This is a genomic window from Vibrio sp. RE88 (assembly GCF_013113835.1).
Classification (GTDB): domain Bacteria; phylum Pseudomonadota; class Gammaproteobacteria; order Enterobacterales; family Vibrionaceae; genus Vibrio.
In genome coordinates, this window is the sequence record NZ_VTYQ01000006.1 from 232,479 (window position 1) to 245,366 (window position 12,888).

The 12,888-nt window shown below is 45.7% G+C and carries 13 protein-coding genes; 1 reads left to right on the forward strand and 12 read right to left on the reverse strand.

Translation table 11 applies throughout. From position 1 onward, the window contains the following. Positions 1–32 precede the first annotated feature (32 nt). From F0265_RS15965 to F0265_RS15980, 4 genes are all read right to left on the reverse strand, one after another. Positions 33–839 carry a hypothetical protein gene (locus tag F0265_RS15965; RefSeq protein ID WP_171749639.1) on the reverse strand — a complete coding sequence of 269 codons (807 nt, stop codon included), beginning with the start codon at positions 837–839 and terminating at the stop codon, positions 33–35. A 31-nt stretch (positions 840–870) separates the two neighbouring features. Beyond that, positions 871–1,632 (reverse strand): transporter substrate-binding domain-containing protein, encoded by a 762-nt coding sequence (locus F0265_RS15970; protein ID WP_171749640.1) that lies wholly within the window; start codon positions 1,630–1,632, stop codon positions 871–873. Positions 1,633–1,740: 108 nt separating this feature from the next. Next, positions 1,741–2,421 carry a response regulator gene (locus F0265_RS15975; RefSeq protein ID WP_171749641.1) on the reverse strand — a complete coding sequence of 227 codons (681 nt, stop codon included), beginning with the start codon at positions 2,419–2,421 and terminating at the stop codon, positions 1,741–1,743. Then, on the reverse strand, positions 2,418–4,037 hold the full coding sequence (locus tag F0265_RS15980; protein ID WP_171749642.1) for a sensor histidine kinase: 1,620 nt from the start codon (positions 4,035–4,037) through the stop codon (positions 2,418–2,420). Before F0265_RS15980 ends, F0265_RS15975 begins: the two co-directional genes overlap by 4 nt. Before the next feature lie 347 nt (positions 4,038–4,384). On the opposite strand from F0265_RS15980, the gene F0265_RS24635 reads away from it, so the two are divergent. Continuing rightward, a complete protein-coding gene (locus F0265_RS24635) occupies positions 4,385–4,609 on the forward strand; it encodes a hypothetical protein (protein WP_242456902.1) in 225 nt (74 codons plus the stop codon). A 44-nt stretch (positions 4,610–4,653) separates the two neighbouring features. Here the strand turns inward: F0265_RS24635 and F0265_RS15985 are convergent, their stop codons facing one another. The 8 genes from F0265_RS15985 to F0265_RS16020 form a co-directional block, all read right to left on the reverse strand. Next, a complete protein-coding gene (locus F0265_RS15985; protein ID WP_171749643.1) occupies positions 4,654–5,823 on the reverse strand; it encodes a tetratricopeptide repeat protein in 1,170 nt (389 codons plus the stop codon). Next, positions 5,820–6,437, reverse strand: a complete 618-nt coding sequence (locus F0265_RS15990) for a TonB family protein (RefSeq protein WP_171749644.1) — start codon at positions 6,435–6,437, stop codon at positions 5,820–5,822. Before F0265_RS15990 ends, F0265_RS15985 begins: the two co-directional genes overlap by 4 nt. Next, entirely contained in the window at positions 6,437–6,841 is a 405-nt protein-coding gene (locus F0265_RS15995) for a biopolymer transporter ExbD (protein WP_019275114.1), read from the reverse strand. Before F0265_RS15995 ends, F0265_RS15990 begins: the two co-directional genes overlap by 1 nt. Continuing rightward, positions 6,838–7,395, reverse strand: coding sequence for a MotA/TolQ/ExbB proton channel family protein (locus tag F0265_RS16000; protein ID WP_065739971.1), 558 nt, complete (start codon positions 7,393–7,395; stop codon positions 6,838–6,840). Before F0265_RS16000 ends, F0265_RS15995 begins: the two co-directional genes overlap by 4 nt. After that, positions 7,395–8,753, reverse strand: a complete 1,359-nt coding sequence (locus F0265_RS16005) for a MotA/TolQ/ExbB proton channel family protein (protein WP_171749645.1) — start codon at positions 8,751–8,753, stop codon at positions 7,395–7,397. Before F0265_RS16005 ends, F0265_RS16000 begins: the two co-directional genes overlap by 1 nt. Position 8,754: 1 nt before the next feature. Next, positions 8,755–9,519 carry a DUF3450 domain-containing protein gene (locus F0265_RS16010; protein ID WP_171749646.1) on the reverse strand — a complete coding sequence of 255 codons (765 nt, stop codon included), beginning with the start codon at positions 9,517–9,519 and terminating at the stop codon, positions 8,755–8,757. Positions 9,520–9,694: 175 nt separating this feature from the next. Then, positions 9,695–11,791: a TonB-dependent siderophore receptor gene (locus F0265_RS16015; protein ID WP_171749647.1), complete on the reverse strand. Its 2,097-nt coding sequence runs from the start codon at positions 11,789–11,791 to the stop codon at positions 9,695–9,697. Positions 11,792–12,241: 450 nt separating this feature from the next. Beyond that, complete coding sequence (locus F0265_RS16020) at positions 12,242–12,775, reverse strand: winged helix-turn-helix domain-containing protein (protein ID WP_171749648.1); 534 nt, start codon at positions 12,773–12,775, stop codon at positions 12,242–12,244. Positions 12,776–12,888 lie beyond the last annotated feature (113 nt).

Below are 12,888 nucleotides of genomic sequence, written 5' to 3' on the forward strand. Positions count from 1 at the left end.
GGTGGATATGTCAGTTTTTATGTAGGAATGGCTTATTGTTTGTGGGATCCAGCCTCGGGTAAAGCCAGATTGATCACTACCCGCTCATCCGGCTTAATTTGTTCATACGTCCGTTGCCAGTACTTACGAACCAATCGATCTATCAAGCCACTGGCTTTGGCTTGCTTTAACGCGTGTTCCAAAATAGGTCGATAACTCGCTGCTTCATCAGATAGATAAAAATAGAAGTCTTTTTCGTAATTTAAAAGGAGGCGTTGCTCTATCGCTAGGTGGGGGTTTTGTGTTGCTTCTGCCAGTATTTCGGTCATGCCTCTCGGGAAGTAGTTCACATCGCCTTTTGGGGTGAGCTTGGAGTAAAGAGAGCGCCACTCTCCATCTTCTAAATGCACAGGCAGTTGATTGGCTTGCCAAACCTCTACATCGTACCATTGCATTCCCATCCCTGCGATTAGCCCCGAGTCCTGCAAGTCTTTCAGATTTCTGATTGCGTTGAACTCATTCTGTAGTTGAGGTGGAATAAGTAGCACACGCTTACCAATTAGACCATTGGTTAACGGTACCCTAACTGGTACATAATGCTGATTTCTTTCTTCTGTCTCAATCAGCCAAGTTAGAGATAGCCGATTACTTTCCACCATTTTAGTCGAACGTTTCTGAGGAATGTGCTCTTGAGGCGTCGATATAGTGACAGCGTAACCTACAGCATCCAACGCTGTGTACAGCAACTCGTGATAGAAGACGTGCCCACCATCCATCTGCGATGGCAAAGTAAGCACAATTTCATCTTTAGCAAAAACGTGCTGGCATATCATGCACAGCAAAATGACGACTATACGCATACCGCTTCCTGGTTTCTTGAACTATAAAGCATCAGCGATAGGTATCGACAATCTCCTGATACTTAGACATCCCCGCTTCATCGACGGTATTCTTCATTTCATCGATGCCACGTTGCAGCTGCTCAGTTAATTTTTCATCTACCGCTAAGTTAAAAGCGTAGTAGAGTTCTCCTTCTCTGAGTACAAACACGGCTTCAAAATCGCTGGTGTCATAGCCGATTTGCTTTATCCACCACTTAGCGACATTTTCTTCATATGCCCATAGATCAATACGTTCCTTCGCTAACTGCTGAGCCAAGGTCTCTGCGACGGAGTTTTCTTGCATTGAGTCTCTTGGCACGCCAAGCTCTAACATCAACTGTTCACCCACGTCGTCGCGAATAACTCCGATTCGGTATTGAGCAAAGTCCATTGTGTTCTCAATACTGATCTGGCGCGATTTTTTCGCCATTACGACGATCCGCGTTGTACTCAAAGGCCCAACCCATTGGAACAAGTGTTCACGCAGCCTTGTTCTGGTGGTCGAAAACAGTACCGTGTCAGGTTTGATCAAGGTGGTTCGATATGCCCTAGCCCACGGTTGAACCTTGATATCTTCTTTCTTGATTTCTATCCCTTGAGATTTAGCTGCAGCAGTCAGCAAATCGATCGAAATGCCTTTTGTTTCGCCATCTTGGGTAAAGTTATACGGGGGGTACTCTTCGGTCAAAAACTGAAGTTCATTGAGCTCTATCGCTCCAATCGGAAATGAGAAAAACAAGAGCGATAAAGACAGGCTGATTAAGGATTTCATAGCCGCCTCTAATAGTAACTAATATTATATCTATCAATAAAACTCTAGAGGTGGATACAAAATACGTCTAGGTAATTTGGGTGAGAATTATCTAATCGAAAGTTGTAGTTATGATCGTTTGTAGCAGCGCTCGGGTCTCCCGACCGTACCGTAGTTAAGATCAGCCACTAATTCACCAGAGCTGATAAGGTATTCTAGATAGCGTCTAGCGGTTGTACGGCTCGCACCAATGCGCTCTCCTGCCTCGTCTGCTGTCATACTTTCTGCACCAGAAAACAACGCACGTATTTTGTCGAGAGTGACACTGTCGATACCCTTAGGCAACCTTTGAACACTGGGTTCTGCTGTAGATGGGCTCTGTAGCATCTTGTCCACCAAGTTTTGGTCAAGATCCGAAGCGCTCGTGAACTGATGCTTTTGTACTACGTATTTCTTCAATGCCGCTTCCAGCCTAGGGAATACAACAGGCTTAAGTAGATAGTCGACGACACCACCACGCATCGCCTGCTGCAGTGTATCGACATCACGAGCTGCGGTAATAAGAATGACATCGCAGCCTTGGTTACGGGCACGCAGTTCCTGTAAAAGCTCCAACCCTGTTCCATCCGGAAGATACACATCAAGTAGCAAGAGATCTGGGCTAAGCACATCAAGCTGGATCTCGGCTTCGACTTTCGTCGTGGCAATTCCGATCACCTCATAGCCTTCCATCTGCTCCAGATAACGCTGATGCAATTGAGCAATGTTGAGATCGTCTTCAATAATCATCACTCGTGTTACGGACGTCATACCAGCTCTTCCTTCGGTAAATACACTGTCATTCTAGCTCCATGCTGTTCGTTATTCGTGATTTCCAATGCGCCGTGGTAGCGCACTGCTAATTCATTCACTAAGTAAAGGCCCACCCCTCGGGTCGCCTTATCTTTGGTCGACACTCCTCGTTCAACCAAATGCTCGATAGAGAGCTCTTCGGGTAAACCACAACCTTGATCCGTGACTTCGAGAATGATTTCATTCCCAAAATCGCCAATAGAAACTTCAATTTGTCTTCGTACTGGGGCAAACATCGCATCCAAAGTAATCGCACTGCGCGTGGCATCAAAGGCGTTATCAATAAGGTTGCCCAGAATAGTCACAAGATCTTCTGCATTAATCCGCTCAGGCAGAGGTTCAAGTCGGGAGCCCTCTTCGACGATAAGTTCAAGTCCCAGCTCTCGGGCACGCTCCGTCTTACCCAGCAGCATGCCGGCGATCAATGGCTCTTTAACGGTTTCACGTAAGAACTCAATCAAAGATTGGTAATGCGCGGTTTCCTGGCCAATCAGATGCTGAACCGCGTCCAGCTCACCCATTTGAACCATACCACTGATAGTGTTCAGCTTATTACGATGTTCATGAGTCTGAGAGCGAAGCATCTCTGCGTACTCTTTGGTTTTCGCTAGCTGCTCAGAAAGTTCATTTAACTCATCCCTCAAGCGAAAGCTCGATACGGCCCCCACCACTTTTCCTTCAACAATAATCGGGCTGCGGTTTGCAATTAATCTTTGCTTGTTGAGATAAAGATTTATGTCGTGATCGGTGTGGGCTGTCGTCAGAACAGTATGAAGGTCACTCTCAGGCAATACTTCTCTTAACGGCTTATTCAGACATTGAGACTTTTCCAAACCCAATATGTGGCACGCACTCTTGTTAATTGAACGCAGCTTGCCTGACTGATCGATGCTCAAAATGCCTTCTTTAAGTGTTTCCATCGTCACGTCTAACTCAACGTACAAACGACCGATTTCTTCAGGTTCAAAGCCAAGGATAGCTTTCTGGAAACGCCGAGACGCATAGCTTGAAACAATAGCGTTCGCCGCAACCACCAATAACGCCATCAAAATCAGAAATATCAGAAAGGGTTCAAGTCGATCCTGAAGACGGTCAATGAGATAGCCAACCGATACCACTCCAATGATATTGCCATCCGCATCAAAAACGGCGGCTTTGCCTCGAACGGAGTAACCCAATGAGCCTTGGGCAAAAGAAACGTATTTCTTACCTTCAACCAGAGCACGATTGTTGTCGCCCCCTTTCATTGGTTTACCAATACGTTCGTCAATGGGGTGGATGATACGAATGCCGTCTTTATCGCCAATCACAATAAACGCGGCACCAATTAACTCGGTAAGATTACGATAACGAAGCTGGTATTCTGAACCGCCACCATCTTCTATCATTTTGACGACAAAAGGAGAGTTTGCCAGAAATGAGGCGACACCAAGCGCTTGCTTCCCCATCTTTTCTTCCTGCTCTTGCTTAACGTAGAAGAAACCTGCGGCAGCAAGCAACAGCAACTCAATCAAGCCAGAAAGCGTCATGATAATCAGCATTCGCTTGCGAAAACTGATACTACTCCATTTCATAAACTCTCCCATTTAACCTAGCGAGGCTAACATCCAATTAACACTTATACGAGTTACTGGGCGCTATTTTGTGAAGCCTACAATCCTAATCATTGCGTGCTGTTATTGAGTGACTCACAACGATTCGCTTTGTGTGTTATTTGATAGTTTTAAACACACTTTTATATAAAACCAATGGAATAGTTGATTTTGATCACAAGAGTTTTAGAACATTTTTTGTACTGCCCACTTATTTTGACTGTATAATTATTGAGCACAGAAAGTGCAGGAACGCTAGAAGTGGGCAGTGAGCACCAATAAAAACACGATAAATAACTGTCTACGACACAATGTCAGAGGGAAAGACGATGAAACGGGATATGTTTGGCATCTGCCTGTCAAAATCTATGCTGTCACGTAATCTGTCCAGCACCTTTACTCATGTAAGGGCCTATGAAAAATCCAACTTAGATAACGACGTGAAGGTTATGCATGCCTTCCCACAATTATCCGGGCAGGAGTTGCTGACGACGATTAAATCCTCCAAGCGATTACTATGGCGAGCGGAATATGTCTGCTTAAGCCAAAAGTAAACGACAACAAAAAGGGAAGCAAATTGCTTCCCTTTTTTAATCGATTACCCTGTCGTCTGTTGAGCGGCAGCCCTAAGTTGAGACAAGTATTTAATCCAACTCTTCGCCTGACTTGATGGTTCGATATTGTTGGCTCTTTTCGCTTGCACCAGCGCTTTCTCAAGCAGATTCAATTTGTACAAAGCACGCGTTTTGGCCAGCGCCACGTCCGCATCACGGCCTTTCACTTTATCTAGCACCGACAACGAATCTTTGTAATAGCCTTGCTGAACCATGAGCTGAGCGACACTCCAGTTATACTTAGCGTCTTTCTTGGCCGCTAACTTCCAGATAGACAAAGATTTATCCCACTCTTTTGCCAACTGCCAGTAAGTGGCCTGCTCCGATAACAACTGAACATCCGTTTGCGCTTCATCCAGCTCACTTATTTCAATCGCGGCCCTTTCTGGGATACCACGTTTGGCATACATCTGGGCCAGCATACGTCTGTCGCTCTGGCTCAACGGTAACCCATTGATCTTTGCAAGAGCCAAGGTATCAAGCGCCTCTTTGTCCTTGCCGACTTTCATTTGCAAGCCAACCAGTTGGCGCCACCAGCTCAGTTTCTCTGGCTGGATACTGATGAGTAACTCAAGGGTCGGAATAGCTGCGCTCCAGCGTTTCAGCTCAAGCTGTGCTCCCAGCTTGAGTGATAGCGGTTGAAGAATCTCTTTTTTCTCCACCTTTAGGTACTTATCGACCGCAGGTACCACTTTATCCCACTGCTCTAGTTGATAGTGCGACTGAGCAATTCGCAACCACAAATCCTGAGCTTTTTGGGTTTCAGGTACAGACTTAACTAACTGGTAATAGTGCTTAAGCGCCTTGGCAAACTGCTGGTCATTCAGATATAGGTCCGCCAGCATACGTTGGCTGATCCATGCCTGTTCATCACGCAGTAAACCACTTTCAACCGCATACTCCATTTTCGAAATAGCTTGCTTGGTGTTGCCATCTTGCCAGTAGAAAACCGCCAACATACGAGCGACAAACGCTTTGTCGTAGTCGCGCGAGATGTCGATTTCTTTAAGTAAAGTAATCGCCTCTTTCAGCTGCTCTTCCTGAGCGAGTTCATTGGCTTTCTGAACACGAACCGCAGTGTATTGAGTCAGCTCCTGAGCCGCGGTTAATGGCGAAGCCAGAAGCAAAGCGATAAGGGCTAATCGTTTCATCATTTGGCTAACTTAAACTCCAGTCTCACAGTTTGGTTTTCCTGAGCTACAGCGGTTCCATCCACCACTTTAGGCTGATACTTCCACTTCTGAAGCGCCTGTATTGCATTACGCTCAAACATACGCTTCGGATTAGCTTCGACGATATCGATATCTCTCGGCTTACCCGTTGGATCGATAGTGAACTTCAGGATCACATAGCCTTCTGCTTTACGCTTCAAGGCTTTAGCTGGATAACGCGGTTCGACTCGATATAAAGGCATGACTTGTTGGTTGACGCCAAAGTCACCAAACGTTGGTGCGCTGATCGCCAAACCTTCAATGCTGGTATTCAGACTAAGCGACGGCTGCGAAATCGGTGAAATTTGCGACAATTCAGTATTGGCTTGGGAAGTTGGCATCTGCTCTGGTACTTCTGGTGCTTTCGGCTGCTCTGGCACCGTTCGCTGGCGACGTTGAACATCCTGCTCATTTTCCACCATCACCATATTAAAGCTCAGCGACTCGCTTGGCTCAGGAGCTCTGCGATGACCGCTGTCCACCATCCATGCCATAAAGCTGAAAATAGCTAACGCACATGCGGCAGCCAGTGGCGTTGCAATTAACAAACGTCCCACTACTTCTTCTCCGCCGCCAACGCTATGTTCTTAACGCCTGCCCCTTTCGCCGCATCCATTACTTTCACTACAGTACCGCTGTAGGCATGTTCATCTGCCTGAATGACCAGCGAAGCATCAGGTTTATCCAACAACAAGTGCTCTAGTGTCGCTTGTACACGTTCAATATCAACGTTGCGCTTATCAATATAAATGTCGTTTGCAGAAGTCACCGCGACAAAAATGCCCGCGTCTTTCTGACTCACCACATTAGATGCCTGAGGGCGATTCACTTCAACACCAGATTCACGTACGAACGAGCTAGTGACGATGAAGAAGATCAACATGATAAAAACGATATCAAGCATAGAAGTCAGGTCAATCTGAGCTTCATCTTGTTTATGGTGACGTCGACCGAGTCTCATCGCTGACTCCTTAAAGATTTTTCTAGTTTAATTTCTCTCAACTGGCAGGCTTTCATTAATCGCGCATGGAAAAACATACCCGTTAATGCGGCGACCATACCGGCCATTGTTGGTAATGTGGCTAGTGAGATGCCTGAAGCCATCAATTTAGGGTTGCTGCTACCTTGGTTAGCCATCACATCAAAAACGGAGATCATACCCGTCACTGTGCCCAGCAAACCCAACATTGGGCAAATGGCAACCAGAACCTTAATGATGTTCAGGTTTTGATACAGCTGGCTGTGTGCTTGTGATAACCACCCTTCGCGGATAGAGCGAGCATACCAAGAAGTTTGGTCGCTCCGTTCACGCCAAGCGTCGACCCAATTTGCCCTATGCTTTGGAAACTCGACAAACAGATAAATGATGCGCTCTAGAATCAATAGCCAGCATAACGCTACCACGCCAGACAGCCACCACAGCACCTGCCCCCCCTGCTGCATAAAGTTTTGCAGCGAGAGTAGCCAGTCACTGCCAGCTAAGGCTTCAGGTAACAATGCAAAGATTGCATCCATTAGGCGACATTCCCTAGCGCTTCCTGAGCTGGCTTGAGATCTTTCTCCGCTTGTTCAGCGACTAGAGAGATTCCCTGCTTCTCAAGGATGTTACGAATCGTTTCGGCTTGCGAGCTCAGAATATTGTGAGCCAGCAGAAGTGGCATAGCCGCAACAAGACCAAGTACTGTGGTCACAAGTGCCATCGAAATACCACCAGCCATGACTTTAGGATCGCCATTGCCAAACTGAGTGATTACCTGGAAAGTCTCAATCATACCCGTAACCGTACCCAGAAGACCCAGCATTGGTGCCAAAGCAGCCAGCAGCTTAAGCATGGACAAGCCTTTTTCCAGCGTTACCTGTTCATCAACAACCACTTCAAGCAAGCGTAATTCAAGCGCTTCAACACTGAGGTTTTTCTCTTTGCCGTATACAGATAACACACGGCCCAGTGGGTTATTACCCGGATTTTGAGGTGACTTCAGTTGAGCACGAATCTTCTGGCGAGCAATAGACAAACTCACGCCACGTACTACGGCGATGATCAAGCCAATCGCAAGCAGGCCAAGAATGATCTTACCGACCACACCACCGGCTTGTAGCCTGTCCATCAGGCTTGGGCTGTGCGCCAATTGCTCCAGCATCACGCCACGCGATGGGTCTAGAACAATGTTTTCAACCTGACCATTTGTTAAAGGAGAAAGAGATGAAATGGTTGGCGCTTGCTCAGGTTGCTTAATATAAGCCTGAGCTTCACCTTTTGCGGCATTCCAGTTTAAGTAGCCTTGCGCGCCAACTAAGCCAATCGAACCAAGTCGAAGGGCTGATTCGCTTTGAGCCACCCCATCACCGTTAACAAAACGGACTTCGGTTGATGCCACTTCACCACTGGCTTTGATCTGCTCCTCCAACGCTTTCCAAAGGCCATTGAGTTGATACATAGAAGGTAGTTTTGTCGCTGCGACAATCTCTTTAACCACACTGGCATGAGTTTGTGCATCTGCTGAGGTCACTGAGTACTGCAGTTCAGACTCCAACTCTTTGGCGTTTTGACGCACAACGCCAAATACTTCACCTAGGCTTCCTGTCTCTAAGCGGAGTTTTTCTTCCAGACGAGCCAAAGTATTTTCGTTGTCACTGAACTTGGCCGCCAGTTTGTCATTTTGCGTTTGTAAATCGTCACGCTGCTTGATCAGTTGTGCTTTGAGCGCTTTAAGTTCTTTTTCAGTTTGCTTAAAGCCTGACTCGCGCGCGACATTATGTTGAGCCTGCTGTTGGTTTTCAGCCTGAGCTTTGTTGACCAGATCAGAAGAGGCTTGAGTGTTAAACGACAGGCCAGCTAGAGCGATAAGGAAAGCAATTAACGTACGTTTCATATTATTTTGCCTCCGCAACGTTAAGAGAAACCGGGAGAGTAATCAAGCTTGGCGCCGCTTGTTTCGCTGCGATGTTAAACGCTTTGTCTAACTCTGATTTCATCGAGCTATCGACACTCTGCCACTGTTTATCAGACTGGTTCCATGACCAGAATTTCGTGCCGTTCAGGCTGCGAGCTACCAGTGAAACGCGACCAAGATGAAGGATGTCGACTTCACGCGAGCCCTCACTTACCGCAATCTGGTCTTGATACAAACCAAGTTTGGTACCGTAATCAAGCTCGATCTGATACGCCTCCAGAATACGACGATACTTCTCTGCATCGCTCACATCAGCGCGAGTCATCATTTTTTCCAAGTTCGCGACACGCTCTTGGCGCTGCTCTTGTTTGATCGGCATATCAGCATCAATCGACGCTTTTAGACCGGCGATCATCTGATACATCAGCGGAACCACACCCTGACGAGTGGTTTTTATCTCATCAATTTGATTTTCAAGATTACCCGCTTCCTGCTCTTGGCTTTTGACTAACGCCGTCAGGTGAGAGCGATAAACCTCAAGGTTTTTTACTTCTTCCTGAAGTTGTTCAATTTCAGCTTGAAGGCTAAGTGTATTTTCAGCACTGACATCAATACGTTTCTGACTCGCAGCGGATGAGGAATTGGTTTTACTTTGAATGGATTGAGCGCTATCAAGGCTCGAGGCCGTTGCACTGAAGCCTGCTGTCGCAACCATCAACGCCAAACTGGTTTTAAATAGATTCATAACGTGTAATTTTCAATGATGTCAAACTGATTAGTGAGAAGCAATCTCATTTTCACTCGCACGACATAGTAACGCGATTACATAAAATTTCAATCAACCATATGCTCAATATGCATTTAGGGGAAAGACCATGCCTTTCCCCTAATGTATCAAAGTTGATTAACCGTATTGTGTTTTAGTATTTGATTTGTAGAGTCGCCATATAGTTTCGACCTTCACCAATCACAACGTCTTCGGCATAAGCGTGTTTTGAAGATGTCGAACCACCACCAGCAAGGTAATCTGTATCAAACACGTTTTCGACCGTCAAACGAGCCACCATATCAAGGTTTTCATCGTATTTGAGCGTGTAGGCCATACCCATATCGACACGTGTGTAAGCGTCTTTCTTGAACGTGTTCGCATCGTCACCGTAGCGAGAACCTTCGTAAATCACACCGACATTGAGATCAACTGCGTTGGTTGCCGCGTAGCTGGACCAAACGCTCGCCGCAAACTCAGGTACATCCACAGGGCGGTTACCTGCGTAAGTCTCGTGTTGTGTGATTTCAGCATCCAAGTACATAGCCGAACCCGTTAGCGAGAAACGCTCTGTCACAAAACCTTGTGCTGACAATTCCGCACCGCGGTGTTCTTGCTGACCGTTTTGAGTCTTGATGTAGTTCCCTGTTGCTGTGTCTTCAACATCCATCGAAATGTTTTCCTGAGTGATATCAAATACAGCACCAGAAACAAACAGACGATTGTCCAGCAGCTCCCACTTAGTCCCTAGCTCATAGGAAACGCCTGTTTTCGCATCCAGCAAAGCACCATCGTTAAGGTAAGTACGGCTTCCGCTTGATACCTGACCTTGAGGCTCAAAGCTTTCTGAGTAAGACAGGTAAACACTACCATTGTCAGCTGGGTGGTAAATCACGCCCAATTTTGGAGCGACGTGTTCTTCTGCAACACCATTTGCGACTTTACGGTCAAAACGCAGGCCTGCAATAACCTGCCATTGTTCGTTCAGCGTCACCATATCCTGAGCGTAGAAACCCCAAGTATCGTAAGCGCTGTGGCTCACTTTATCGCTTCCACTAAATGTTGGAACAGAGACGGATTCGCCCGGTGCCACATCCTGACTATTGAACCCTTTCTGGTTACGATCATAACTGTATCCTAGCCAGTTAGACCCCATTAGGAATTGGTGCTCGACACCGAACATCTCAGTGTTCGCAACTAGGTCAACATAAGCTGTGCGGAATCGCCATTTATCATGACGGTTGCTACCGCCATGAGACACAGTACCCGTTCCATCAGAATTTAGGTTAGAGAATCCCGGGTAGCTTTCAATATCTACACGTTCGAAATCCTGATAGTTGTAACCTGTTTTCAGGCTCCATACGTCTGTCAGTGTTGCGTTTACGTTGAAACCAATGTTTTCTACGTCATTTTCGATCTCAGACCATTGTGCGTCCCAGATGTGCTCTTTGCTGCCAACCAGTTGGCCGTCCAGCGTATAAACTGCACCCGAATCAACGCTGCCTTTATCGTTGGTTTTGTCGTAGTGAACAGAAACTGTAATGTCATCATTCACGTCGTAATCAACGAACAGACCAGCGACAAGTCGCTCAGTTTGAGGTTTTGAACCATCACCATACGTGCGCCATGAACTGTAGCTCTCTTTCGATACGACAGTTCTAGCCCGCAGTGTTTGAGCATCATTGAGTGACCCGCTCACATCTACCATAGTACGAGACTGGTCATCTGAACCAATATCTTGACTGACTTGAACCTGAGTATCGTATGTTGGCTTCTTCGCCATCATGTTGATTAAACCACCCGGAGCTGAAATGCCGTAAAGAAGACCAGACGGCCCTTTTAGTACTTCTACTCGTTCCAGCAATTCGACAGGCTGACGGTAGTGAGACCAGTGCTGATGGCCATCACGAAGGAAACCAGAAGAACTTTGAACGTCAAAGCCGCGCAGTGAGAAGCGCTCACGGTTACGTCCTGTGCCACCCGCGCTCACGCTAGCGTCGTTTTTCAGAACATCTCCAAGAGTCGTTGCACGCTGCTCTTCCATCACCTGACTATCAATGACGGTCACTTGACCAGCCGTTTCCAACTGGCTCATTTCCATACGCATTGATGTCGAGTTTGTGTCAGCCTTATAACCATACTCACGGCCATCAACAACCATGTGCTCATCAGTCTGAGTGGTTTGCGCGCTAACTGAAGGTGCAGCTAATACAGCACCGATGACCAGTGCTAACTGACTCTTAGTAAACATATTCATCTCCGAATTAAATGACGACCCCAAAAGCCGCCTGACTAATCATTTCGGCGAAAATATAAGTGATAACCAATATCATTTGCATTAAATTTACATTCTTTGCATTCGTAAATTTATCGATGCAGAAATATTAAGTTTACTGGTGAATGAATGCCTCTAAGGGGGTGGGCAAGCTTACTCGTAAGGTCACAAAATGAGCTAAAGCAATACGACTATCTATGTTTCAGCCTATGACAGTTGGCAGATCCAACAGTATTGACACATCAAATCACCTCGTTTACCTAGGAAAAGTATGCGGCGCCACCAATAATTAAAACTCCACTCTGCTTTCTACTGCTATTTCTAGATAAATAACCTAATGCAATGAACGATTAATGACGGGTACCCAAAGTCATAATCCAACGAATAAATTACGTAATTTCATTTCTAATTATAATTAAAATATTACTAGAGACTTCTAATGATATTAATTATTTCTTCCTGATACACTGTGATTAAAGATTGAAAAATAAGTGCAATGGTGATTCTTCGAAACATTGAACTAAACAAATAAAAATTAGGTAGTAAAATACCTCTGGCTTCTTTTATATCACCAAGCAGACTACCACTATCGTCTTCCATCCCTGATTCAATATAAACAGTCGGCTTGGAAGCTTGAACAGGAGCAATGAACTCATACCCAAACTTAGGCACCGTTTTGATGTAAGTGGGCGTTTTAACCGGATCGCTGAGAGCTCTCCTCAAGATAGATATAGATTGGGTTAAGCTAGACCCATCGACAAAAATCTCTCGTTCATTCCATAAGACTTCAATTAACTCATTACGAGGTAACGCCCGCTCATTATTTTTAACCAAATATTTTAGAAGCCGACATTCATTCGCCCCTAATACAACAACGTCACAATCATTATGTAAATCTACCAACTCATTTCTTTTAGGGTAGAATACATACCTATCTCCTATATTATAATTGCTACCCATTATCAGCCTTCACCAAATTCCAACCAAAAACAAGATGAACTTCCAAGATATATAAGTCGAATTTTAGAAAATACAATCAATATTGCATTTTGCTTTATTAATTTTATTTTGAG